The sequence below is a fragment of the Streptomyces sp. AC627_RSS907 genome (genome assembly GCF_019049165.1).
In genome coordinates this window covers 1-24,610 of sequence record NZ_JAGMUE010000040.1, presented here as the reverse complement: position 1 = coordinate 24,610, position 24,610 = coordinate 1, and the positions used below count along the sequence as shown (strand labels likewise).

The window sequence follows — 24,610 nt, the reverse complement described above, 5'->3', positions numbered from 1 at the left end:
GTCAGCTCCCTCGGTAAACGGAGTAGCCGAACGGGTTGAGCAGCAGCGGAACGTGGTAGTGCTCGCCGGGCACCACCGCGAAGGTGATGGTGACCTCGGGGAAGAACACGGGCCGGCCGTTCTCGCTGTCCCGGAGCGCGGGGGCGTCCTGCTGGGCCGCGGCTTGTTTCTTGGCGAAGTACGTCTCGGTGTCGAAGTCGAGGCGTACGTGGGTCGTGCCCTCCGGCAGTGCCGGGAGGTCCTTGCACCGCCCGTCGGCGTCGGTCGCGGAGCCGCCGAGCGTCCGCCAGTCCGTGCCGCGCCCGGATCGGGCGGCGAGCCGGACGGCGACGTCCTCGGCGGGGCGGCCGGCGCTGGTGTCCAGGATGTGGGTGGACACGGAGGCGGTGGTGCTCGTGCTCATGGTCAGGCGTCCTGTTCGACGAGTCGGGTCAGGCGGATGCGGTTGATCTTCCCCAGTTCGGTGCGGACGATCTCCCGCTCCTGCTCGGGCGAGTGGCCGATCCGCTCCAGAGCCGCGTCGCGCATCTGCTCGCCGGTCCGGCCGGTGGCGCAGATGAGGAACACGTGGCCGAACTTCTCCTGGTAGGCCAGGTTGAGTTCGAGCATCTCCGCCTTGAGTTCCTCGGCGGCACCGGCCATTCCCGCCTGCTCGCGGGAGGAGGTCGGGTCACCCGGCTCGGGGCGGCCGATCGGCGGATGCCCTGCCATCGCCTCGGCGAGGTCCGCCGCCGTCAGCTCGGCCATGGCGGCGTCACTGGCGGCGTACAGGTCCTCGGGGGTGGCGAAGGGGCGGGCGGCGAGCAGTTGCCGGGCCCACGCCGTGGAGGCACACACCTCGTGGAGTCCGGCGAGCGCCGCGGTCTCCTCGAGAGCGTTGAATCGGGCCAGGCCCGACGCGGAATCAGACGTCACGGGAGCCTCCGTGGCCTTGTGCTGGACGGGCGTGCCGATAGCTAACGCCCTCCGAAACAACGCGTCAACACTTTGTTGAAAATTCGGAGTGACAAAAGCCGCCGCCCGGTTACCGGGCGGCGGCTCGCCGTTCAGGAAGGTGTGGCCGGCCGGACGACGGCCCGCCCGCGTCAGGTGCCCTTCTCGCGGTTGAGGTAGTTGTAGACGGTGAAGCGGCTGACGCCGAGGGCGCCCGCGACGGTCTCCACGCCGTGCCGCACGGAGAAGGCGCCGCGCGCCTCCAGGGTGCGCACGACCTCCTGCTTGGCCCTGCGGTCCAGGTCGGCCAGCGGCCTGCCGTGCCGGCGCTCCATCGCGGCGAGGATGTGGTCCAGGGAGTCGGCGAGTTGCGGCAGGCGTACGGCGACGACGTCGGCGCCCTCCCAGGAGAGCACGACGTCGTCCTGACCCGCCTCGTCCGGCGGGAGCATCTCGCCGCCGATGGCGTCGACCAGGGGCTTCACCGCGGCGATGAAGGACTCCTCCCCGACGCCGCTCACCGCTCGCCCTCGCCGACCACGTTGACCTGGAGCGAGATCCGGGTGGCGCCCGCCTCCAGGGACCGGCGCAGCAGCGCGTCCACGGCGGTGAGCACCGCGTCGGCGCCCCCCTCGGCGGTGTTGCCGAACGGACCCACGTCGACCTCGTCCAGCTCCGCGGCCTCGACGACCTCACGGGCGACCACCGCGTGCGCGGGCGCCTCGTCCAGGTCGAAGGGTTCGGTCGTGAACTCCACTCTCAATCGCACCCGGTCAACCTAACGCGCGGTGACGGTTTCCGCCGACCCCTCTTGACAACGGCCGAGCTCCGGCGGCAGTCTTCCATCAAACAGAAACGAACTTCCGTAATGCGGAACAATCATCGAACGGAAGGGAGCGCGGCACCCGATGCCAGGTTTCGTGTCGAGCACCGCCGCAGACCAGCGCTTCAACGTCAACCTGTCGATCCTCTTCACGGAACTCCCGCTCCTGGAGCGCCCGGCGGCGGCCGCCGCGGCCGGCTTCACCGCGGTCGAGCTGTGGTGGCCCTGGATCGACTCGCCCACCCCCGGGCGGTCCGAGCTCGACGCCCTGAAGAAGGCCATCGAGGACGCGGACGTGCGGCTGACGGGCCTGAACTTCTACGCCGGGCGGCTGCCGGGCCCCGACCGCGGCGCCCTGTCGGTCCCGGGCGAGGAGTCGGACCGGTTCCGCGCCAACATCGACGTGGCCGCCGGCTTCGCGCAGTCGCTGGGCTGCACCGCGCTCAACGCCCTGTACGGCAACCGCGTCGAGGGCGTGGACCCGGCGGAGCAGGACGCGCTCGCGCTGGAGAACCTGGTCCTCGCCGCCCGCGCGGCCGACCGGATCGGCGCCTCGCTGCTGATCGAGGCTCTCAACAGGCCCGAGTCACCGCTGTACCCGCTGGTGTCGGCGCCGGCCGCCGTCGCGGTCGTCGACCAGGTCAACGAGGCCACCGGACTCGGCAACGCCAGGTTCCTCATGGACCTCTACCACCTGTCCATGAACGGCGAGGACCTGCCGCAGGTGATCGACGCGTACGCCGCGAAGACCGGCCACGTGCAGATCGCCGACAACCCCGGCCGCGGCGCTCCCGGCACGGGCTCGCTCCCGCTGGAGGAGCTGCTCGGCCTGCTGAAGAAGGCCGGCTACGACGGCTGGGTCGGCCTGGAGTACAAGCCGGGCGACCGGCCGAGCGCCGAAGCCTTCGACTGGCTGCCCGCCGAGGCCCGCGCGGCCCGCTGAGCGCCATCCCGCAGAGAACTCCCCAGAGAGGCACGCATCATGAGCACGCTCCCCAAGGTCGCATGGATCGGCCTCGGCATCATGGGCTCCCCCATGTCCGAGAACCTGATCAAGGCGGGATACCAGGTCACCGGCTTCACGCTGGAGCGGGAGAAGCTGGACCGCCTGGCCGCCGCCGGTGGCACCGCGGCCGGCTCGATCGCCGAGGCGGTGCGCGACGCCGACGTCGTCGTCACCATGGTGCCCGCGTCCCCGCAGGTCGAGGCCATCGCCTACGGCCCCGACGGCATCCTGGAGAACGCGCGGCCCGGCACGCTGCTGATCGACATGTCCTCGATCACCCCGCAGACCTCCGTCGACCTCGCGAAGGCGGCGAAGGACAAGGGCATCCGCGTCCTGGACGCCCCGGTGTCCGGCGGCGAGGCCGGCGCCGTCGAGGCCGTGCTGTCCATCATGGCCGGCGGGGAGCAGGCCGACTTCGACGAGGCCAGGCCGCTGTTCGAGGCGCTGGGCAAGACCATCGTGCTGTGCGGTCCGCACGGCTCGGGCCAGACCGTGAAGGCCGCCAACCAGCTCATCGTCGCCGTGAACATCCAGGCGTGCGCCGAGGCCGTGGTCTTCCTGGAGAAGTCGGGCGTGGACCTCGGGGCCGCCCTCGACGTCCTGGGCGGCGGCCTCGCGGGCTCGACCGTGCTGACGCGGAAGAAGGACAACTTCCTCGCCCGCGACTTCAAACCGGGCTTCCGCATCGACCTGCACCACAAGGACATGGGCATCGTCACCGACGCCGCCCGCAACGTCGGGGCCGCGCTGCCGGTCGGCGCCGTGGTCGCCCAGCTGATCGCGTCCCTGCGCGCCCAGGGCGACGGCGGACTGGACCACTCGGCCCTGCTGCGGGCCGTGGAGCGCCTGTCCGGCGCCCGGGTCTGACGTCCGTCCGCACCAGACCTCCGGGTGGCGCCGCCGCTGACACCTGTCCTGTCGCGCCCGAGCGGCGGCGCCGCCCGGAACCAACGTCAACAAACTGTTGACGTGCCCCCGCCCCAAACCTAGGCTCCACGAAGCGGAAACCAGTTTCCGCTGACCCCTCGCACGGAAGGTCCCCGATGTCGCAGCGCGTGCTCACGACGCGGACTCTCACCACGGAGTCCGGCGCCCCGGTCGCAGACAACCAGAACTCCGCCTCCGCCGGCGTCGGCGGCCCGCTCCTGATCCAGGACCAGCACCTCCTGGAGAAGCTCGCCCGCTTCAACCGCGAGCGCATCCCGGAGCGCGTGGTGCACGCCCGCGGCTCCGGCGCCTACGGCCACTTCGAGGTGACCGACGACGTCACCGACTACACGCACGCCGACTTCCTGAGCACCGTCGGCAAGCGCACCGAGGTGTTCCTGCGCTTCTCCACCGTGGCCGACTCCCTCGGCGGCGCGGACGCGGTCCGGGACCCGCGCGGCTTCGCGGTGAAGTTCTACACCGCGGAGGGCAACTACGACCTCGTCGGGAACAACACCCCGGTCTTCTTCATCAAGGACCCCGTCAAGTTCCCCGACTTCATCCACTCGCAGAAGCGCGACCCGTTCACGGGACGCCAGGAGCCGGACAACGTCTGGGACTTCTGGGCGCACTCCCCCGAGGCCACGCACCAGGTGACCTGGCTGATGGGCGACCGCGGCATCCCGGCGTCGTACCGCCACATGAACGGCTACGGCTCCCACACCTACCAGTGGACGAACGCCAGGGGCGAGTCCTTCTTCGTCAAGTACCACTTCAAGACCGACCAGGGCATCCGCTGCCTGACCGCCGAGCAGGCCCGGGAGATCGCGGGCCAGGACCCGACCTCGCACCAGACGGACCTGGTGCAGGCGATCGAGCGGGGCGTGCACCCGTCCTGGACGCTGCACGTGCAGCTCATGCCGGTGGCCGAGGCGGCGAACTACCGCTTCAACCCGTTCGACGTGACCAAGGTGTGGCCGCACGCCGACCACCCGCTGCGCCGCGTGGGCCGGCTGGTGCTGGACCGCAACCCGGACAACGTCTTCGCCGAGGTCGAGCAGGCCGCGTTCTCCCCGAACAACTTCGTTCCGGGCATCGGCCCCTCCCCCGACAAGATGCTCCAGGGCCGCCTGTTCGCCTACGCGGACGCGCACCGCTACCGCCTGGGCGTCAACCACACCCAGCTCGCGGTGAACGCCCCGAAGGCCGTGCCCGGCGGCGCGGACAACTACGGCCGCGACGGCTTCATGGCCACCAACTCCCAGGGCCGTGACGCCAAGAACTACGAGCCGAACTCCTACGACGGCCCGGTCGAGACCGGCCGCCCGCTGGCCGCCCCGCTCGCGGTCTCCGGTCACACCGGCACCCACGAGGCGCCGCAGCACACCAAGGACGACCACTTCTTCCAGGCCGGTGAGCTGTACCGCCTGATGTCCGAGGACGAGAAGGAGCGTCTGGTCGCCAACATCGCCGGCGGACTGTCCCAGGTCTCCCGCGAGGACGTGATCCAGAAGAACCTCGCCCACTTCCACGCCGCCGACCCGGAGTACGGCAAGCGCGTGGAGGAGGCGGTCCGCGCCCTGCGCGAGGACTGACCCACCAGCTCGCGCACGGGACCCGGCGGGGAGGCCGGGACCGTGTGCGCGGCCTGCGAAGGCACCGGAGCGGCCCGGATGAGGGGTGGCCGCCCGGGGCCCGCGCGGGCAGGACGAGGACCGCGGCGGCCTGCGAGCCAGTGCGGTGGTGAAGGGCCAGGGAAGCTCCTCCTACGACCTGAGGGGAGGAGGATCCCGGCCCGTCGCACCGCCGCGGTCCCGGCCACCCCCCGCCTCTTCGAGCATCTCGGACGAGGCGCCCGAGGACCCGTCCGGCGGCGCGAACGACCTGTCGCGCCCAGCCTCGCGCCGCCGGACGGACACCATGTGCACCACCTTCACCGGCCGAGGAGCGCCGGATGCGGACGATCCCGCATCCGGCGCTCCTCGGCGTCCTCGGGTACGGAACGCGTCCGGCGCCCCTCGCGTCCGCCGGGGTGCGGGTCGCACCGGTGCTTCCCCGCGTCCGCCGGGGTGCGGATTCCCGGCCCGCGCAGCAGCCTGAAGTCATGGCACCTCCCACCACACCCCCACCGGAGCATCCGCACATCGTGGTCCACGCCCCGGCACTCGACGGCTCCCGCCGGGTCACCTCCGGCGAGGAGACGCTCGGCGTCGCCTCGCACGTCGACGACGTCGCCGAGCTGCTGCGGCTGGCCGACCTGTACGTGACCGACGTCGAGGGGAGCGAGCTGGTCGAGTGGCAGGGCGGCGGCCCGGACGAGTGGCCGGGTCTGCACGAACCCCACGAGCACCAGGGGGGCTGAGCGCGCGTAGGCACCCCCGGCAGCGGGCACAACCCCGGCAACACGGGGGCACACGGGGGTGGTGTCATGGACGACGACACGTTGGCCTGGCTCGAACCGCACGAGGTCGCGCTGCTGCGCGGCGGCCCCCGCGCCGCCGTGACGGTCGCCGTGGTGGACCTGTACATGCGCGGCGCCGTCGAGGCCGGCCCGCCGGGCACCGTACGGGCCCTGCCGTCGGCGCCGGGCACGGGCGCGACCCCACTGCCGAACCTGGCGGAAGTGGTGCGGTGGCGCCTGGACGAGCCCCTCGGCATCCGCAAGCTGACCCGGGACCCGGACGTCCGCCTGGCGGTGGCCCTGATGCGGATCCCGCTGGCGGAGGACGGCTTGCTGCGCTGGCCGCTGCTCGGTCCGACCCGTGCCGCCCGCCGCCGGGTGCGGGCCCTGCAGGAGCTGCACCCGCTGCCCACGAGCCGACGCGGTCTGACCGCCGACGACAGACTGCTCGCCGTCGCGCTGCACGGCGAGGCCGCCCTGCGCGTCCTCCTGCCCGGCTTCGCCCTCCGGGCCGGGCTCATCGAGCGGGCGGAGGTGGCGGACACGGCCCTCCCGAAGCGCTCCCCGCACGGTGGCGCGGACGGCTCGGCAGGCGGCACGGCGTACTACTGCGGCGGCGGGTGCGGCGGCGGCTCCGAGTGAGCGCGGGCCGCGGCGGAGCACGCGCGGGAGCGGCCCGCTCCCCCGGGAACGGGCCGCTCTCGACGCGGTGCGCCGGGGTCAGGCCTTCAGCGTCCGGATCGCCGTCGGGGCGTGTCCCGGCTCGGTGGCCAGTTCCTCGAACTCCACGACGTCGCTGATGTCGTTGGTGCCCGACATGGAGATGTTGGTGACGCGCTCCAGGATCGCCTCGACGACGACCGGTACCTGGTGCTCGGCGGCCAGCTTCTTGGCCTGCTCCAGGGCCGCGCCCAGCTCGCCGGGGTCGGTCACCCGGATCGCCTTGCAGCCCAGGCCCTCGGCGACCTTGACGTGGTCGACGCCGTAGACGCCCAGCTCGGGCGAGTTGATGTTCTCGAACTCCAGCCTGACCTGGAAGTCGATGTCGAACGCCCGCTGCGCCTGGCGGATCAGGCCCAGGTAGGAGTTGTTGACCAGGACGTGCACGTACGGGATCTTGTGCTGCGCGCCGACGGCCAGTTCCTCGATCATGAACTGGAAGTCGTAGTCGCCGGAGAGTGCCACGACCTGGGCCTCGGGGTCGGCCTTGGCGACGCCGAGCGCGGCGGGCACGGTCCAGCCGAGGGGGCCGGCCTGACCGCAGTTGATCCAGTGCCGCGGGCGGTAGACGTGCAGCATCTGGGCGCCGGCGATCTGCGAGAGGCCGATGGTGGAGACGTACCGCGTCTGTGGGCCGAAGGCCTTGTTCATCTCCTCGTAGACGCGCTGCGGCTTGATCGGGACGTCGTCGAAGTGCGTACGGCGCTGGAGGGTGGCCCTGCGCTCCTGGGCGGAGGCGGCCCACGCGGAACGGTCGGGCAGCCCGCCGGCCGCCTTCAGCTCCTTCGCGACCTCGACGAACAGCTCCAGGGCCGCCTTCGCGTCGGAGGCGATGCCGTAATCCGGGGCGAAGATCTTGCCGATCTGGGTGGGCTCGACGTCGACGTGGACGAACGTGCGGCCGGCGGTGTAGACGTCCAGCCTGCCGGTGTGGCGGTTGGCCCAGCGGTTGCCGATGCCGAGGACGAAGTCGGACTCCAGGAAGGTCGCGTTGCCGTAGCGGTGCGAGGTCTGGAGACCGACCATGCCGGCGTTCAGCTCGTGGTCGTCGGGCAGCAGGCCCCAGCCCATCAGGGTCGGGACGACCGGGGTGCCGGTCAGCTCGGCGAACTCCACGAGGAGGTCGGCGGCGTCGGCGTTGATGACACCGCCGCCGGCCACGATCAGCGGGCGCTCGGCGGCGTTGAGCATGCCGATCGCCTTCTCGATCTGGGCGCGGGTCGCGGCCGGCTTGTAGACCGGGAGCGGCTCGTAGGTCTCGGGGTCGAACTCGATCTCCGTCATCTGGACGTCGATCGGCAGGTCGATCAGGACCGGGCCGGGGCGACCGGAGCGCATGAGGTGGAACGCCTGCTGGAAGACGCCGGGGACCTGCGCCGCCTCCAGGACGGTGACGGCCATCTTGGTGACCGGCTTGGCGATGGAGGCGATGTCGACGGCCTGGAAGTCCTCCTTGTGGATCACCGCGGTCGGCGCCTGACCCGTGATGCACAGGATCGGGATCGAGTCGCCGATCGCGGAGTAGAGGCCGGTGATCATGTCGGTGCCGGCCGGACCGGAGGTGCCGATGCAGACGCCGATGTTGCCCGGACGGGTGCGGGTGTAGCCCTCGGCCATGTGCGAGGCACCCTCGACGTGGCGGGCGAGGGTGTGGTGGACGCCGCCGGAGGCCTTCAGCGCCGCGTAGAAGGGGTTGATCGCCGCGCCCGGCACACCGAACGCGTCGGTGACGCCCTCGCGCTTGAGGATCTCAACTGCCGCTCGGGCAGCGGTCATACGAGCCATCGAGTACTCCTGCCTCGGCTGTCGGATTCGCACGCCCGTCGCGCCCCGCGGTGAGCAATTCCGTATAGCGAAAGTTACTTTCTACGATCTGGAAGTAATGTAGGGGGGTGCCCGGGGGTCGTCAAGACATGGACGGGGCAGGACGCGGGCAGGCGGGAGGACGGCGAGGGGCACGTCCGTGCGCGGGCCCGGCCACCCGGCCACCCGGGAACGCGGGAGGGGGGCACCCGGTGGTTACCGGGTGCCCCCCTCGGGGACGGGTGGGACGGACTACCGCGCAGCGTGGCCGAAGCGGTCCCCGCTCGCGGGGAGGCCGCCCTGGCCCGGCTGGTAGGTGGTGACCGGGGCGGTCGGCTGACCGAGGGTCACGTTGGACATCGGCAGGGCGTACAGGGTGCCGTAGGAGCTCGGGCCGTCGGGCATGCCGACGTACAGCTGGGTGCCGGTGAAGTGCAGGCTGGAGCCCAGGCGGTGGTTGGCCCCCGGGGCGCCGGGGATGCCGTCGCCGTCGCCGGCCTCGATCCACTTGTCGTTGGCACCGGGCGCGCCGAGGAGCGAGAAGACGTGGACCGCGCCCGACTTGGCCGCCGTGCCGACGGCCTCGTCCGGGACGCCGACGGCCAGCTTCATCGTGGCCGCGGTGCTGACCGCGCGCGGCGCGGTGTTGACGGCGGTCACGGTCGCGCCGAAGTGGTCACCGGCCTCCGAGGTGCCGGAGACGTCGTCGTCGGCGGTGCCGGAGGAGATGCCGTAGAGCTGGGTGTAGGTGCCCGAGGCGGTGACGCGGAAGGTCAGGACACTACCCGTCTGCGCCTTCTGGACGTCGTTGACGGCCAGGGCCTCGCCCGGGGCGCCGACCGCGAGGATCGACTCGGTTGCGGCCGCCGCGCCCGACGGGCGGTAGGGGGCCAGGGCCAGGGAGGCAGCGAAGCGGTCGTCGGCCTCGGCGCCGCCGGAGACCGTGTCCAGGTCCTGGTCGAGGCCGAACAGCGGGGTGGGCCGCTTCTCGGAGTTCAGCTTGTGGGAGAAGACCGCGAGGTTGCCGGCCGCGTCGTCGCCGCCGATGTTCTCGTTCGGGGCGCCGATGGCGAGGTGGTTGGCGTCGGCCGCGAGCACGGAACCGAAGCCGTCGTTCGCCTCGACCGCGCCCGGCACGTCCAGCCTGTCCTGGTGGACGGAGACGTTGGTGCCGCCGCGCACGTACAGCGCCTCGCCGGCCTTGGCGGCGTCGCCGAGGCCCTCGCCCGGCACACCGATGACCAGGAAGGGCTCACCGGCGGCGGTGGTGCCGGCGGCCAGGGCCTGGCCCAGGAGGTCACCGGCCTCCGGGGTGGAGGCGGCCAGGGAGCCGTTGCCGGCGCCCTGCTGGAAGTGGGTGTTCTTGGTGGCGCCGGTGCCGATGCCGCCGGGGGCGCCGTGCAGGACGTCGGCCATGCCCGCGTCGTCGGCCTCGCCCAGCTTCTCACCCGGGGTACCGACGACCAGGTCGGTGCAGCCGTCCTCGTCGTAGTCGACGGTGGCGATGGCCTGGCCGAAGTTGTCGCTCGCCTCGGCGCCGCCCGGCACCCAGTCGATGTCCTGGTTGATCTCGGCGGTGCCCTTCCCGCCGCCGTACACGACCCGCACGAGACCGGCCTTGGCGTCGCCGCCGACCGTCGCGGCGGGGTCGGCGACGGCGATGTCCTCGACGCCGTCGCAGTTGAAGTCGGTGACGCGGTTGGCGCCCGCCTTGGACGCGACCCAGGAGGCCAGGTCGTCGACGCGGGTGACGACACCGGCGGTGCGGGTCTCGGCCGCGTCGATGCCGAAGCAGCCGGCCTGGTAGGAGCGGCTGGCGAGCGCGGCCAGCTGTGCGGTGCCGTTCACGGTGCGGACCAGCGGGCCGCCGGTGTCGCCCATGCAGGCGGCCACGCCGTCCTTGCCGGTGACGGTCGCGGTGGTGGCGTCGGAGGCGTCGACCGAGAAGGTGCCGGTGTGCAGGTTCAGCGGCGCCCACTCGGTCTTGCTGCGGCCGTAGCCGGCGAGGGTCAGCTGCTCGCCCGCGGTGGGGGCCGTCGTGCCCAGGGCGATCGGGGTGACGCCGGCGACCGGGCGGTTCAGCCGGGCCAGGACCACGTCGCGGTCGGCGCGGGGCACGAGTTCCACGACCGTGCGGACCGCACCGGCGGTGCTCGTGAGGTCGCTGCGGCCGATGGTCGCGGTGGTCTTCTTCTGCGGCTTGCCCGCGGGGACCGCGAGGCTCGAGGCGGGGTCGTCGGCGAAGCAACTGGCGGCGGTGAGCAGCCACTCGACGTCGACCAGGACGCCGGAGCAGCCGCGGTCGTGGTCGCCGACGACGATCCGCGCCGCGTAGGCGTGGGTGGTGTCGGAGGCGGCGGAGGCGGGGCCCGTCACGGCGGCGGCGGGGACGGCGGTCAGCACGGCCGGTCCCGCGGCCAGTGCTGCGGCCAGTGCGGTCAGCCGCACGGCTCTGGTGTGTCGCATCAGTGTGTTCCTCGGGTGGAAGATCCGGTTCTGGGGCGTTCGGCTGGGCGCTACTTGGAGGTCCTGATCTCCACGAGCAGGTGCTCACGGCCCTGCTCGTCCGCGCTCTCGCCCACCGGGGTCCAGGTGTTCTTCTCGATGTCGAAGGACTTCTCCTCGTCCCCGACCGTCATCTCGACCTGGGTGGCGTAGTCGTTGCCCTTGACGATGTAGACGGCCGGGATCTCCAGGGTCAGCCAGCCCGAGTCACCGACCGTCCTGAAGCAGATCGTCTCCGCGTTCCGCCGGGCCATGACCTGCAGCAGGCCGGTACCGCTGCCGCAGTCGGCCAGCGTGATGTGCCCGTCACCGCGCTTGAGGACGATGCCCCGCTCCGCGAGGATCTTGTCCGCCTGCGGATAGTTGAAGTCCTCCACCGCGTAGCCGGGAGCCTCGTCCGCCACCGCCACCGCCGGGCTGTCGGCCCCGCCCTGGGTCCCGGACGCCAGCGCGGCCCACGCCAGGGCGCCGGCGACTGCCGCCGCACCCAGGGCGCGCGCGATGAGCGTCTTCTTCCGGCGCGGCTTCGCCGCACCATCGACGTGTGCCTTCATACCATCCCTTTACTTGATTCACGTGTGACCGGACACCACATCCGGCCCCTGCGGGACCGTGGGCCCCGCGAAGCGCACGCCCCCACCGCCATCGCCCGCGGCGCCCCGCCGGACCGGGACCCCGGGTGAACACCACGCACCGCGAGCCCGCGCGGCCGGACACGGCTCCACGGGCCACGCGTTGACGGGTCTACCTGCATGTCCCCACGATCCGGCCGATGGGGCCGCACGGGGCCGGGAACCGGCCCCGACGGGAGCGGGGTTCCCGCGTGCCGACGGAAAACGCCGGGCGCGTCGAATCACTTGACGAAGACGCCCGCAATTCGATGCGATCCCCCAATCCCGGCGACAACGCGACCGCTCCACAATGGCTTCGGCGTCACCGCCCTCGTCCGGAAAGCATCGCTTCCGGAACTCACAGCTCCGCTGGGCCTGTCCATGTCACCTCCACCCGACCCCCCTTGTCCACTGGTGGAACTGGAGCAAAAGGGACGAAACTTGAAGGATTCGCGTGAGATCTGTCACCTGTTGCAAAGGTTGCACGACCCAAGGTGAAGAACCTGTGCAGATCAGCGGCCTTTATTCGCAATACGACTGACTGTCTGTCAACTCACGTTTTCCCCAATTGCTTTCCCCTTCGAAGCGCGTTGGAATAGTCCCGCCTATTGCGCACATTCGCTGTCAACAACACCGACGACGAGGACAACTCACTTATGCAGACGATGTTCTGGAGTCGCAGACGCCTCCTCGGCGCGGTCGCCGCCGCGACCGCCGTGGCCGCCGGCCCCCTGCCGCTCGCGTCCCCGGTCCGTGCCGCCACCGCGGAGGACGCGGCGGGTGACGCGCTCGCCCTGCCCGACACCGACCGGGCGAAGGTGGTCAGGGCGTGGCTGACGGGCGGCCGGGCCACCAAGGCCGCCGCGGCCTACGTGCTCCACGGCACCGACGCCGAGGTCCACACGTTCCTCACCGAGACGCTCCCGAAGGTCACGGTGGAGGACAACCGCGTCGCCATCGCCAGGAGCCTCGTCCGGGCCGGCAAGGGCACCCGCCGCGAGGCGGTCGCCGCTCTCGACAACGGCGACGCCGCCATCGCCGCCTTCCTGCGGGAGGGCCACAAGCCGGCCCTGCTGGAGGACCTGAGCGTGGCGACCTCCATCGTGTCGGCCACGGGCACCAAGGCCGTCCGGCGGGAGGCCTCCGCCGCGCTGGACGCCGGCACCCAGCAGGCTCTCGAGGGGTTCCTCCTCGACGGCCAGTACGACGCCGCCCTGGAGGACGCGCGCGTCCAGGTCTCCACCATGCTGGTCAGCGCCGGGCCCGAGGTGCGCAAGTACGCGGAACGCGCCCTGAGCGGAACGGCGTCGGACATCCAGTGGTTCCTCGACACCGGCCAGCACATCGCCCGCGCCCGGGACCAGGAGGCGGCGACCATCGCGGAACTCGTCGCGGTGGTCGAGCGGGAGGGCAAGCGCGCCCAGGCCGAGACCGACCTGGCCGTCGAGGCCTCCGAGCGGGCCCAGGCCGCCGCCCAGAAGGCCAAGGAGGCCGCCGAGAAGGCCGCCGCCGAGGCCGCGGCGGCCCAGCAGGACGTGCAGAAGTCCGCCGCGGCAGCCCGCAAGGCCGCGAACGCCGCGAAGGGCGCGGCGAACGCCGCCCGCGACGCCATCAGCGCCTCCAACGCGGCCGTGACCGCCTCCCGCCGCGCCTCGTACGCCGCCACGGCGGCCTCCCACGCCGCCGCGGCGGCCGGCAACGCCGCCTCCCGCGCCTACAACGCGGCCATCGCCGCCTCCAAGGACGCCTCCAGGACGGCGGCGGCCAAGAACGCCGCCGTCGCCGCCCGTGACGCGGCGGCCAAGGCCCAGTCCGCGGCCAAGGCGGCCGACTACGCCGCGGCCGCCACCGCCCAGTCCGTCAACGCCGGCATCGCCGCCGCGGGCGCCGCCCGCAACTCCGCCGCCGCCGCCCAGGCCGCCGCGCAGGCCGCCGCGTCCGCCGGTGCCGCCCAGTCCGAGGCGGCCGAGGCCAAGCGCCAGGCGGCCATCGCGACGGCCGCCGCCAACCGCGCCACCAACGCCGCATCCACCGCGCAGGCCCTCGCCAACACGGCCGCCTCCGCGGCGCGCACGGCGCGCGACGCCGCCAACTCCGCCGCCGCGCACGCCCTGAAGTCGGCCGACGCCGCCGACGAGGCCGTGAAGAACGCGGGCAAGGCCATCGACTACGCCAACAAGTCCACCGCGCACGCCGCCGAGGCCGTCAAGGCCGCCGACACCGCCACCAAGGCCGTGACCGACGCCATGGCGGTGGAGCAGGCGGCCCGGGAGGCGGAGCTGGCCCGCCTGGAGCAGGACAAGCTGCAGGGCATCGACGAGGCCCGCCTGATGGCCCGGATCGAGGCCGAGGACGAGGCCGAGTACGAGAACAAGCGCACCCAGGACGCCCAGACCGAGCAGGAACTCAAGGACCTGATCGCCTCGGCCGAGAAGGCCCTGTGGGAGACCGGCGACCTGGCGCTCGCCGCCACGCTGGGCCGCAAGGCCGCCACCGGGCTGCTGAACGCGAAGGGCGCGTGGACGCGGCAGGCGGCGCAGTTCGCGCTGGCCGGCAACGACGAGGACGTGCTCTCCTGGGTGGACCTCGACCGGTCCCTGGCCAAGAACCAGGACGACCGGGAGACCGTCCTGTACCTCGCGCAGATATCCAGCCCCGCCATCGCGGAGGCCGCCCACGCCGCCCTCCAGAGCTCCAGCTCGACGGCGGTGGGCGACTTCCTCACCTCCGGGGTCATCCGGGCGTCCCAGGACGACAACAAGGTCCAGATCGGCCGCATCCTCAACGACAAGCCGGGCAAGGCCGTCACCAAGGCCGCCAACGACGCGCTCGACGCGAACACCCCGGAGGCGTACCAGGAGTTCTTCAACCGCACCTACCCGGCCGCGGTGCGGGAGGACGACGCGGTGGCCACCTCGACGGCGATCGCCACCGGGGGCGAGTACGTGAAGGCGTACGCGGAGGTGGCCCTGGAGGGCCCCACCTGGATGCGCCGGAACTTCGTCCAGCACGTGCAGTACACGGCGGCGCAGCTCGACCACGACTCCGCCACCCATGTCTCCGCGATCCGCGGGGCGATCGCCGCCGCAGCCAAGATCGCCTACCAGGCGCAGAAGGACGCGGCGGAGGCGTCGAAGGCGGCCGCCGACGCCCGCAACGCCGCCGACAAGGCGAAGGAGTGGGCCGACAAGGCGATCGACGCGGCGAGCAAGGCGGACAACTACTCCCAGCAGGCCAAGGACAACGCGGCCGCCGCCGACCGCTCCGCGGCGGCCGCCCAGACCTCGGCGAACCAGGCCAGGACGGCGGCCGCGACCGCGCGCCAGGCGTCCCGGTCGGCGAACTACTCCGCGAACAGGGCCATCGACGCGGCCCGATCGGCACTTCAGTCCTCCTACAGCGCCCAGGCGTCCGCCGCCGCCGCCCGCCAGTCCGAGCTCCAGGCGGGCCGGGACAAGGCCGCGGCCGCCGCCGCGGCCAGCCAGGCGCACCGGATCGTCGCGCAGAAGCGCCAGGCCGAGATCGCCGAGGCCGCCCGCGAGGCCGCCGAGAAGGCCAGGCAGGAGCGGGAGCAGGGCCGGAACCCGGCCGACAGCGACACCCACGACGACGTCCACCCCGACGGGACCGGCTCCGGCTCGGGAGGGGAGGACTGGTGGTCGGACGCCGGCTGGTGGGCCGACGCCGCCAACAAGGTCAGCGTCGCCTCGGGCCTGATCGCCGCCGGCCTCGGCGCGGCCAGTCTCGTCTTCCCCCCGCTCGCGGCGGGCGCGGCGTTCTTCGGCTGGGTGTCGCTGGGCGCCGGAGCACTGGGCGCCCTCTTCACCGGCATCGAACACGGCTTCGCCAGCGGGGAGTTCGTCTCCTCCGTGGGCAACGCCGCCCTCAACCTGGCCACCTTCGGCCGGGGCAAGGTGGCGAAGCCGATCGTGAAGAAGGTCGCTCCCGTGGTCAACAAGGTCGCGGAAGAGGGCAAGGAACTGGTGTCCTCGGTGGCCGGCGGCCTGTCGAACCTCTGGTGACCGGCCCCGGCCACCCGCCACGCGACGGGTGACGCCCCCGCCCCGCCGATGACCGGCGGGGCGGTCCCGTGACGACGGCCGCGGCACGTTCCCCTTCGCCCAGTGGGCCGGCCGCCTCGCGGCACGCCCGCGGTTCCTCCAGGGTGAGCGGACCGGCGGCGGTCGCGCGGTCGAGGCCGGTACCGACGGTGTCGCCGAGCAGGGGGGGTCGTGCCGGTGCCGTGGGCGCAGGAGAGCGCGGTCACCGGAAGTCGTCCTCGTGGTACTCGTCCTGCGAGCCGGCCGCGGTGGCCTCGCGCAGTTCGATGCGGCGGATCTTGCCGGAGACGGTCTTGGGCAGCTCGCCGAACTCCAGGCGGCGGATGCGCTTGTACGGGGCCAGGACCTCGCGGGAGTGCTCGAAGAGGACCTTCGCGGTGTCCGGGCCCGGCTCCCAGCCCGCCGCCAGGACGACGTACGCCTTCGGCACCGCGAGCCGCAGCTCGTCGGGGGCCGGCACGACCGCCGCCTCGGCGACCGCCTCGTGTTCCAGCAGGGCGCTCTCCAGCTCGAAGGGACTGATCTTGTAGTCGCTGGCCTTGAACACGTCGTCGGCCCGCCCCACGTAGGTGAGGTAGCCGTCGGCGTCGCGGGCGCCGATGTCGCCGGTGCGGTAGTAGCCGCCGGCCATCGCCTCGGCCGTGCGGTCGGGGTCGCCGTGGTAGCCGGTCATCAGGCCGACGGGGCGGTCGGCCAGGTCGAGGGCGATCTCGCCCTCGTCGGCGCCGGGGGCGCCGGTGACCGGGTCGAGGAGTTCGACGCGGTAGCCGGGGCTGGGGCGGCCCATGGAGCCGGTCTTGAGGACCTGGCCGGGGCTGTTGGAGACCTGGACGGCGGTCTCGGTCTGTCCGAAGCCGTCCCGGATGGTCACGCCCCAGGTGCGGCGGACCTGTTCGATCACCTCGGGGTTCAGCGGCTCGCCGGCGGCCACGGCCTCGCGCGGCGGGGTGGCGAGGCGGGTCAGGTCGGCCTGGATGAGCATCCGCCACACGGTCGGCGGGGCGCAGAAGGTGGTCACCTCGGCCCTGTCCATCTCGGCCAGCAGGCGGGGCGCGTCGAACCGCGCGTAGTTGTACAGGAAGACGGTCGCCTCGGCGTTCCACGGCGCGAACAGGTTCGACCAGGCGTGCTTGGCCCAGCCGGGTGAGGAGATGTTCAGGTGGACGTCGCCGGGTTTCAGGCCGATCCAGTACATGGTCGCCAGGTGGCCGACGGGGTACGAGAGGTGGGTGTGCTCCACCAGCTTGGGCCGGGCCGTCGTGCCCGAGGTGAAGTACAGCATCAGCGGGTCGTCCGCGGCGGTCGGGCCGTCGGGGGTGAAGGCGTCGGAGGCCGTGTACACGTCCTCGTACGGCCGCCAGCCGGCCGCCGTCGTGCCGCCGGCCGCGATGCGCGTGTAGTCGCCGGGCACCTCGGCGAACTTGCCAGTGTCCTCGGCGCGCACGATCACGTGTCCCACCCGGCCGCGGTCGACGCGGTCGCGCAGGTCGGCGGGGCCGAGCAGCGGGGTGGCCGGGATGACGACGGCGCGCAGCTTCATCGCGGCGAGTGCGGTCTCCCACAGCTCGACCTGGTTGCCGAGCATGACGAGGATGCGGTCCTCGGGGCCGACGCCCCACTCCCGCAGCCGGTTCGCCACGCGGTGGGAGCGGGCGGACATCTCGGCGAAGGAGACCCGGACCTCGGAGCCGTCCTCCTCGACGATGTGCAGCGCGGTGCGCTCGTTGCCCTCGGCGATGACGTCGAACCAGTCCAGCGCCCAGTTGAAGTGCTCGGGGCGGGGCCAGGTGAAGCCCTCGTAGGCGGCGGTGTAGTCGTCGCGGTGTTCCAGCAGGAAGTCCCGTGCGCTGCGGAACAGCTCCGTGGCCGTCGTCATGTGTCCTCCTTCGTGCCGGACCTCGCCGGGCGGCTCTGCCATCGTGTCGTCCGTGACCCGGATCTCACCACCCTTTCCCGCAGACTGACCCGAAGACCGGGCGGAGGCGAGTCCTGTCGCCGGGTCTCGTGCCGCGGGCGGCTCGCCGCCGTGCGCCGTCGCCGACCGGTGCGCCCGGCCGCTCCGTTCCCGTCGCCCGTACGTCAGTGGCCCGTTGCCTAATATTGGCCCGCACACGACACACGGAGGGGGCGGTCACCGTGCGAGGGGACTTCGCGGAGTCTGCCGGCTGCCGCTCCGACGTGGTCATCGGACGGGAGGAGTCGTTCGGCGCGGCGCGTGACCAGCTCGCCCGGGGCGGCAGCGTGTTGCTGCACGGGCCCGCCGGGATCGGGAAGTCGACCGTGCTGCGGGCCCTGGCCGCGGAGTACGCGCGCACCGCGCGGACGGTGTTGCGCTGTTCGGCCACCGAGTCGGAGTCGCATCTCCCCTTCCTCGCCCTCGCCGACCTGCTGGGGCTGGTCCTGGACGAGGTGTCGCACGCGCTGCCCGCCGCCCAGCGCACCGCGCTGGAGTCGGCGCTCACCGGCCGCGGGGAGTCCACGCTCCAGCGTGACGGGCTGGCGCTGCGTCTGGCCGTGCTCTCCGCGCTGCGCGCGCTCGCCGCCGCAGGTCCGGTCCTCGTCGTCGCCGACGACCTCCAGTGGCTCGACCCGGCCAGCGCCGAACTCCTCGGCTTCGCCGCCCGCCGTCTGGGCGACACCCCGGTACGGCTGCTGTGCGCGGTGCGGACCGAGGGGCCGGAGACGGAGGGCGCGGAGTACGACCGTCATCTGCGCGCGTCGCCGCCGGACACGCGTCCGGTCCGGCTCGGCCCGCTGACCCGGCCGCAGGTGTCGACGCTGCTCGACGAACGCGGCTACGGGGACCTCCCCCGTTCCACGGTCCGCGACATCCACCGCACCAGCGGCGGCAACCCGCTGTTCGCCCTGGAGCTGGGCCGGGCGCTCGCCGAGAGCCCCACCCCGCCCAGGCCCGGCGAGCCGCTGCCGGTGCCGACCTCGCTGCGCGCCCTGGTCCTCTCCCGCCTGGAGATGCTGTCGGGCGAGGCGCGCCGCACTCTCCTGGTGGCCAGCGCGGGCGCCCGTCCCACGCCGGCCCTGCTGCACGCGGCCGGCCGGGAGAACGCCGAGGCCGAGACCGCCCGGGCGGCCGAGCTGGGGTTGCTGGCGACCGACCCGGAGGGCCCGGCCGTCCGGTTCGCGCATCCGCTGATCTCGGCCGCGCTGTACGCCGAGGCCCCGGCCCCGGAGCGGCGGGCCGCGCACGCCGCGCTGTCCACGGCGGCGTCCGATCCGATCGAGCGGGCCCGGCACCTGGCCCTGGCCACCACGGGGGCCGATCCGGAGGTGGCGGCCCGGCTGGCCGGGGCCGCCGCGCTGGCCCGGGACCGCGGGGCGCCGTCGGTGGCCGCCTCGCTGGGTCTGCTCTCGGCCCGGCACACCCCGGCGGGCAGCGCCCCGGGGCCGGACGAGCGCCGGCTCCAGGCCGCCGAGGACGCGATCACCGCCGGCGAGGCGGACCTCGCCCGGGACATCGCCCGCGAGGTGCTGACCCGGGCCGGCACGCCGGGTGAGCGGGTACGGGCGTGGATGGTGGTGATCGAGGCGGCGGGGCAGGCCATCGGCGAGGTCGACGACGTGTTCCCGCAGGCCCTGGCCGACGCGGGCGACGACCCCCGGCTGCTCGCCCTGGTCCACTACCAGCTGGCCTGGCGTTCTCTGGTGGTGCAGGGAGACTTCGCGCAGGGCCGTCAGGAGGCCGCGCACGCGGCCCGGCTGGCGGCGCGGGCCGGGGACCGGCGTGCCGAGCTGCTCGCGCTGGCGTTCCAGGCGCAGGCCGAGACGCTGATGGGGCATCCGGACGCCCCGGCGACCATCCAGCGGGCGCTCCAGGAGCCGCAGGATCCGCGGGTGGCGTGCCATCACAACGGGGCCATCTCGAGCCGTTTCCGGTGGCTGGTGATGAGCGACCGGCTGGACGAGGCGCGGACCACCGCCACCACCCTGCTGCGCGAGGTCCGGCGGCGCGGCATGGCCGAGAGCGAGGTCCACTACCTGCGTTTCCTCGCCGAGACCGAGCTGCACTCCGGGCACTGCGGCCGGGCCCTGGAACTCGCCCGGGAGTCCCTGACGCTGGCCCGGGACGCGGGCATCGCCGAAGGGGCGGGCGCGATGCAGGCCGCGCTCGCGGAGGCCGCCGGCGGTGACGTGCGGCGGGCGCTCGCGCTGGCGCGGGAGGCGGTGCGGCGAGCCGAGGAGGACGGTGACGCCGTCTACCTCTCGCGCACCCTGGCCGCGCTCGGCCACGCCCATCTGGTGGCGGGCGACGCGGGGGCCGCCGTGCGGGTGCTGCGCCGGGTGCGGGAGTTGGAGGCCGGGGCGGGCATCACCGACCCGGCGCGCGGCCGGTGGCAGGGCGACCTCGCCGAGGCACTGGTGCGGATCGGGGAGCCGTCCGAGGCGCAGGACGTCATCGAGGTCACCCGCGCCCACGCGCTGCGGCTGGGCCGCGAGAGCGTGCTGGCCGTGCTGGACCGGGCCGAGGCACAGGTGCGGGCGGCGCGGGGCGAACACCGGTCGGCCGTCGCGCGGTTGACGTCGGCGCGGGCACGGCTGGCCGGGCTCGGCTACGGTCTGGAGGAGGCGCGGGCCGTCTTCGCGCTGGCGGCGCTGCACGCCTCACGGTCCGGGCGGGCGCCGGTGTCCGCGTCGTACGACGAGGCCGCGCGGCTGTTCCGGCGGTGCCGGGCGCTGCCCTGGCTGCGGCAGGTGGAGGAGGCCGTCGCGGCGCGGGCGGACGAAGCGGTCCCGGGGCGGGCCGCCGTGGCGGACCCTCCGGCGGGTTCTTCGGCGGGGCCTTCGGCCGGTCCCCTGGCGGGTCTCGCCTCGATGGAGCGCCGGGTGGCCGCGCTCGTCATGGAGGGCGCGACCAACCGGGAGATCGCCGCGCGCCTGTTCGTGAGCGTCAAGACGGTCGAGGCGACGCTGACCCGGGCCTACCGCAAGCTCGGGATCCGGTCCCGGGTGGACCTCGTCAGACTGGCGGCGGGCCGGGCACCCGAGTGACCCCGGACGGGTTTGCCGGGGGCCGACCGAGGGTTTTCCCTGCCCGGCTTGGCTAGGGGGTTCCCTCATTGGGAGGCCGGTGCCGCCGGTCCTACCGTGAGGACGTGCCGCTCGCCCGGGCATACGGGGGTCTGTCCCGGGACCCCCGTGCCGGCGAGGGGCCGTGCGCGGACCGGCGGGATTCCTGAGTACGCCTCAGGCGCAAGACCAGGGGGCGTTGCGAGCCACCACGAGCGGCCCGCAACGCCCCCTCTCCATGCCGGGTTCCCACCGGGCGGCGCCGCCCGTCAGTCCCGTACGGTCCCGAAGCGGACGTCGTACGCGGTACCCGGGTGCATCGTCGCCGGCATCCGCTCCCCTTCGGCCGCGACCTCGTCGTGGCGGCCCGCCCGGCCACGGCCCGCCGTCGAGCCGGTGGCCGGGCGGGGACCGGCCGTCCGGGATTGGGGCGTCGGCGGCAGGGCACCCGGGGGCACTGTGCACGGTCGAGACAGGATCCTGGTGACCGGCTGGTTCAGCTTCCTGCACGGGGAGGCGACCGCCGGGGACGTGCTGGCGCTGCGGCGGGTGGAGGCGGTGCTGCGGGGCGCGGGGCTCGCGTACGACGTCGTGTGGAGCCCCGGGTTCCGGTCGGACGGGCACCACTTCGCGGACGTGGACCCGGCAGCGTACTCGCGTCTGGTGTTCGTGTGCGGGCCGGTGCACGGGCCGCAGGTCGAGGAGCTGCACCGGCGGTTCGCGCACTGCGTGCGGGTCGCCGTCGGCGTGTCCGTCGTGGACCCCGGCTCGCCGGCCGTCACCGGCTTCCACCGGGTGCTCGCCCGGGACGCCGCCGGCACCGGGCCGACCCTGGACCTCGCGGCCCGCGCGCCCGCGCTGCCCGCCCGGCCGGTGGTCGGCGTGGTCCTCACCCACGGGCAGCACGAGTACGGGGGGCAGCGGCGGCACGAGGAGGTCGCCGCGGAGCTGACGCGCTGGCTGGCCGCCAAGGACTGCGCACGTCTGGAGCTGGAGACCCGGCTCGACGCGCACGACTGGCGGCTGTGCGGCACGCCGGCCCAGTTGGAGTCCGTCCTGGCCCGGCTGGACCTGGTCGTCACCGACCGGCTGCACGGAATGGTCCTGGCGCTGCGGGCCGGGGTCCCGGCGCTGGCGGTGGACCCGGTCGCGGGCGGTGCCAAGGTGTCGGCGCAGGCCCGCGCCTGCGGCTGGCCGGCGCTGGTGGCCGCCGAGCGGCTGGAGGAGGGGCTGCTGGAGCACTGGTGGCACTGGTGCCTGGCCTGCGGCGGGCGGGACGAGGCCGCGCGGATCGGCGCCGGGTTCCGGGCGGTGGACGCGGCCGGGGACGCCGCGGACGGTCTCGTGGCGGCCTTGGGGGCGGGGCCGGCCGGTTAGTGTCCCTCGGCCGACTCCCTGACCAGGAGCAGCGCATGCTCGACGAGGTCGAACGGGCGCTGCGCCGCGACCGCCGGCTGGGCCGGCGGCTGGGCCGGCGGCTGCGCACGCTCCGCCTGGGCCGCCGCCCCGATGCTGCTCGCCCTGTCGGTCACCCTGCTGGTGACCGGCGTCGTCACGTCCGAGCCCGGCGTGATCCGGGCCTTCGCCGCGGTGTGGCCGGTGACGCTGTTCGCGGTGTTCCGGCTGTCGTGCCGGTGGACTCGGCAGTAGGCGGCGGAGTGTCTCGCGGCCGACCCCACGTCCCCTCGGCGCGGGGTCGGCCAGTGCGGTGGGATCAGCCCGTGTAGCTGCGGGCCGTCGACCCGCGCTGGGCGGGTTCCAGTGAGCGCAGGCGTGCCTCGACCTCCGGCGGCAGCACCCGGCGTTCGCGCAGGACCCACGGCAGGGCGGCCGTCGCCTCGGCGAAGGCGCGCAGGGACGCGGTGTCGCGGGGGACGGTGCGGGCCAGGTGGAGGGTGCGGCGCAGGGCGGGGCCGGCCGGGCGGCGCAGCCAGGTGAACCACAGGGTGTTGCGGATGCCGTGCGCCCGCCTGAGCGTCGGGTCCCGGACCACCGAGGGACGGTGATGGATCGTCAGGTCGTCCGCGTAGGTCAGCCACCAGCCGTTCGCCGCCATGTCGGCGGCGAGCAGTTCCTCCTCGCCGCCGAGCCACAGCCGGGGGTGGAAGCCGCCCGCGGCCCGGAAGGCGTCGGCGCGCAGGACGGTCGCGGCGGCCAGGAAGGAGCCGAGGGCCGGGCCGGGGAGCCAGTCCGGGCGGGGTACGGGCGAGTCGCGCAGTTCCGCGATGATCGGGTCCTCGGTGCCGTCCGGTTCGACGACGATGCGGGCGGTGACCGAGCCGACCGCCGGGTACCGGTCGAGCAGGTCGGCCGCCCCCGACAGCGAGCCCGGCGCCCACCAGGAGTCGTCGTCGCAGAAGGCGACGTAGGGCGTGCGGACCCGGCGGACCGCGAGGTTGCGGCCGACGGCGCCGAGGTTGCGGCCGGGGCGCAGGAGCCGTACCCGCGGGTGGTGGTGGGCGACGGCGGAGGCGGTGCCGTCGGTGGAGGCGTTGTCGGTGACGATCACCGCGGGTTTTTCCGGGAGTTCGGCGAGGCGGTCCAGGGTGTGCAGGAGTTCGGGGCGCCGGTTGTGGGTGATGACGACGACGGTGGTGCGGGGGTCGGTCACGGCGTCGCTCCGTTCACGCGGTCGTTCGTGTCCTGCGTGTCCTGCGCGTCGTGCGCGTCGTGCGCGTCCTGCGCGTCCTGCGCGTCCTGCGCGTCGTCGTTCGCGCGCTCGTGCGCGTCGCCGTTCGTGTCGTCCAGGAGGCGGGCGGCGCGCTCCACGTGGGGCGGCAGCGGCCTGCGGGCGCGCAGGGCGGCGGGCAGGCGGGTGAGCGTCTCGCGCAGGGCGCGCCGGGCGTGCGGGTCGTGGCGGGCGTCCGCGGCGAGGGCGCGGGTGCGGGCCAGCGCGTGTGGCAGGGGGCGGCGCAGCCAGGCGGTGAGGAGTTCGTTGCGGCGCACGACGGCCGGGCGGCCGGCCCGGGGGCCGGGGGCCGGGTGGTGGTGGGCGACCACGTCGGGGCAGTGCGTGACGCCCCAGCCGCGGGCGGCGAGATCGTAGGCGAGGAGGGTCTCCTCGGCGCCGAAGAAGAGCAGGGGGTGGTAGCCGCCCGCGTCGAGGTAGGCGGTGCGGCGGGCGACGGCGGCGCAGCCGAGGAAGCCGAGCACCTGGGTGCCGGGCAGGTCGGTGGCCGGGCCGAGGGGGGAGTGGGCGAGCAGGTCGTCGAGCGGGTCCGGGTCGTCGGAGGGGCCGACGAGGGTGCGGGCGGAGAGCAGGCCCAGCCGGGGGTGCTCGTCGAAGTACCGGGCCGCGGTGGCGAGGGCGCCGGGTGCCCACCAGGAGTCGTCATCGCTGAACGCCACGTACGGGGTATCCAGCGCGCGGACGCCGTGGGTGCGGGCGAGGGCGCCCCGGTTGAACGGCAGGGAGAGGACGCGGACCCGCGGGAAGTCGCGGGCCAGCATGGCGCGGGTGTCGTCGGTGGAGGCGTTGTCGACGACGAGGATCTCGGGCCGCTCGGGCAGGGCGAGCAGGTTCCGCACGGTGACGGCGAGGCTCGCGGAGCGGTCGCGGGTGGCGATGACGACGCCGACGGGGGCTGGTTTCGTGCGGTCGGGGTGCGGCCGTTCGCGGGTGGCCGGCAGGCCGTGGCCGGTGCCGTGGTTCATGGTGCCTCTCCAGGTGCGTCCAGGGCCTCGAGTGCGCACAGGACCTCTTCGGTGCCGATCCGCAGCAGCGCGGGGTCGGTCCGGTGGCCGTGCGGGTCGCCGTCCGGGCCGGGGTACCACAGGGCGCGGTGGCGGGGGTGGGCC

The 24,610-nt window shown here is 73.8% G+C and carries 18 protein-coding genes and 1 pseudogene; 9 read left to right on the top strand and 10 right to left on the bottom strand.

The genetic code is table 11. The annotated features are described in order from the left end of the window. Nucleotide 1 precedes the first annotated feature (1 nt). The 4 genes from uraH to KUM32_RS10995 all read right to left on the bottom strand — a co-directional run bounded on the left by uraH (nt 2) and on the right by KUM32_RS10995 (nt 1,702). Nucleotides 2-403 (bottom strand): hydroxyisourate hydrolase, encoded by a 402-nt coding sequence (gene uraH, locus KUM32_RS11010; protein ID WP_217141663.1) that lies wholly within the window; start codon nt 401-403, stop codon nt 2-4. A gap of 2 nt (nt 404-405) precedes the next feature. Then, entirely contained in the window at nt 406-915 is a 510-nt protein-coding gene (gene uraD / locus KUM32_RS11005; RefSeq protein ID WP_217141662.1) for a 2-oxo-4-hydroxy-4-carboxy-5-ureidoimidazoline decarboxylase, read from the bottom strand. 170 nt (nt 916-1,085) lie between these two features. Continuing rightward, nucleotides 1,086-1,454 (bottom strand): helix-turn-helix domain-containing protein, encoded by a 369-nt coding sequence (locus KUM32_RS11000; RefSeq protein WP_217141661.1) that lies wholly within the window; start codon nt 1,452-1,454, stop codon nt 1,086-1,088. Beyond that, on the bottom strand, nt 1,451-1,702 hold the full coding sequence (locus tag KUM32_RS10995) for a thiamine-binding protein (RefSeq protein ID WP_217141660.1): 252 nt from the start codon (nt 1,700-1,702) through the stop codon (nt 1,451-1,453). The genes KUM32_RS11000 and KUM32_RS10995 overlap by 4 nt, the downstream gene beginning before the upstream one ends. 139 nt (nt 1,703-1,841) lie before the next feature. On the opposite strand from KUM32_RS10995, the gene KUM32_RS10990 reads away from it, so the two are divergent. From KUM32_RS10990 to KUM32_RS10970, 5 genes are all read left to right on the top strand, one after another. After that, nucleotides 1,842-2,699 (top strand): TIM barrel protein, encoded by an 858-nt coding sequence (locus tag KUM32_RS10990; RefSeq protein ID WP_217141659.1) that lies wholly within the window; start codon nt 1,842-1,844, stop codon nt 2,697-2,699. A 39-nt stretch (nt 2,700-2,738) separates the two neighbouring features. Further along, nucleotides 2,739-3,629, top strand: coding sequence for a 2-hydroxy-3-oxopropionate reductase (locus tag KUM32_RS10985; RefSeq protein ID WP_217141658.1), 891 nt, complete (start codon nt 2,739-2,741; stop codon nt 3,627-3,629). Nucleotides 3,630-3,805: 176 nt separating this feature from the next. Then, on the top strand, nt 3,806-5,284 hold the full coding sequence (locus KUM32_RS10980; RefSeq protein ID WP_217141657.1) for a catalase: 1,479 nt from the start codon (nt 3,806-3,808) through the stop codon (nt 5,282-5,284). Nucleotides 5,285-5,793: 509 nt separating this feature from the next. Next, on the top strand, nt 5,794-6,051 hold the full coding sequence (locus KUM32_RS10975) for a hypothetical protein (RefSeq protein WP_217141656.1): 258 nt from the start codon (nt 5,794-5,796) through the stop codon (nt 6,049-6,051). 66 nt (nt 6,052-6,117) lie between these two features. Further along, nucleotides 6,118-6,732 carry a TIGR04222 domain-containing membrane protein gene (locus KUM32_RS10970; protein ID WP_217141655.1) on the top strand — a complete coding sequence of 205 codons (615 nt, stop codon included), beginning with the start codon at nt 6,118-6,120 and terminating at the stop codon, nt 6,730-6,732. Between the two features lie 78 nt (nt 6,733-6,810). Here the strand turns inward: KUM32_RS10970 and gcl are convergent, their stop codons facing one another. The 3 genes from gcl to KUM32_RS10955 all read right to left on the bottom strand — a co-directional run bounded on the left by gcl (nt 6,811) and on the right by KUM32_RS10955 (nt 11,672). Next, nucleotides 6,811-8,595 carry a glyoxylate carboligase gene (gene gcl, locus KUM32_RS10965; protein ID WP_217141654.1) on the bottom strand — a complete coding sequence of 595 codons (1,785 nt, stop codon included), beginning with the start codon at nt 8,593-8,595 and terminating at the stop codon, nt 6,811-6,813. 270 nt (nt 8,596-8,865) lie between these two features. Continuing rightward, nucleotides 8,866-11,079, bottom strand: coding sequence for a trypsin-like serine protease (locus KUM32_RS10960; protein WP_217141653.1), 2,214 nt, complete (start codon nt 11,077-11,079; stop codon nt 8,866-8,868). Between the two features lie 50 nt (nt 11,080-11,129). Next, nucleotides 11,130-11,672, bottom strand: a complete 543-nt coding sequence (locus KUM32_RS10955; RefSeq protein ID WP_254405369.1) for a hypothetical protein — start codon at nt 11,670-11,672, stop codon at nt 11,130-11,132. Between the two features lie 665 nt (nt 11,673-12,337). Between KUM32_RS10955 and KUM32_RS10950 the strand changes: the two genes are divergently transcribed. Further along, nucleotides 12,338-15,751 (top strand): ALF repeat-containing protein, encoded by a 3,414-nt coding sequence (locus KUM32_RS10950; protein ID WP_308408635.1) that lies wholly within the window; start codon nt 12,338-12,340, stop codon nt 15,749-15,751. Nucleotides 15,752-15,992: 241 nt separating this feature from the next. Here the strand turns inward: KUM32_RS10950 and KUM32_RS10945 are convergent, their stop codons facing one another. Then, entirely contained in the window at nt 15,993-17,666 is a 1,674-nt protein-coding gene (locus KUM32_RS10945) for an AMP-binding protein (RefSeq protein ID WP_217141652.1), read from the bottom strand. 260 nt (nt 17,667-17,926) lie between these two features. Here KUM32_RS10945 and KUM32_RS10940 point away from each other — a divergent pair, with 260 nt between their 5' ends. The 3 genes and pseudogenes from KUM32_RS10940 to KUM32_RS43380 all read left to right on the top strand — a co-directional run bounded on the left by KUM32_RS10940 (nt 17,927) and on the right by KUM32_RS43380 (nt 22,462). Next, complete coding sequence (locus KUM32_RS10940) at nt 17,927-20,794, top strand: AAA family ATPase (protein ID WP_217141651.1); 2,868 nt, start codon at nt 17,927-17,929, stop codon at nt 20,792-20,794. A 501-nt stretch (nt 20,795-21,295) separates the two neighbouring features. Further along, nucleotides 21,296-22,189: a polysaccharide pyruvyl transferase family protein gene (locus KUM32_RS10935; protein ID WP_217141650.1), complete on the top strand. Its 894-nt coding sequence runs from the start codon at nt 21,296-21,298 to the stop codon at nt 22,187-22,189. Further along, a pseudogene (locus KUM32_RS43380) lies at nt 22,189-22,462 on the top strand (DUF3040 domain-containing protein). Before KUM32_RS10935 ends, KUM32_RS43380 begins: the two are co-directional and overlap by 1 nt. A gap of 64 nt (nt 22,463-22,526) precedes the next feature. Here KUM32_RS43380 and KUM32_RS10925 read toward each other — a convergent pair. Together KUM32_RS10925 and KUM32_RS10920 are read right to left on the bottom strand one after the other, a co-directional pair. Then, the gene (locus KUM32_RS10925; RefSeq protein WP_217141648.1) at nt 22,527-23,423 is read right to left on the bottom strand and encodes a glycosyltransferase family 2 protein; all 897 of its coding nucleotides are present in this window, start codon (nt 23,421-23,423) and stop codon (nt 22,527-22,529) included. Further along, nucleotides 23,420-24,466, bottom strand: coding sequence for a glycosyltransferase family 2 protein (locus KUM32_RS10920; protein ID WP_217141647.1), 1,047 nt, complete (start codon nt 24,464-24,466; stop codon nt 23,420-23,422). Before KUM32_RS10920 ends, KUM32_RS10925 begins: the two co-directional genes overlap by 4 nt. Nucleotides 24,467-24,610: the final 144 nt, after the last annotated feature.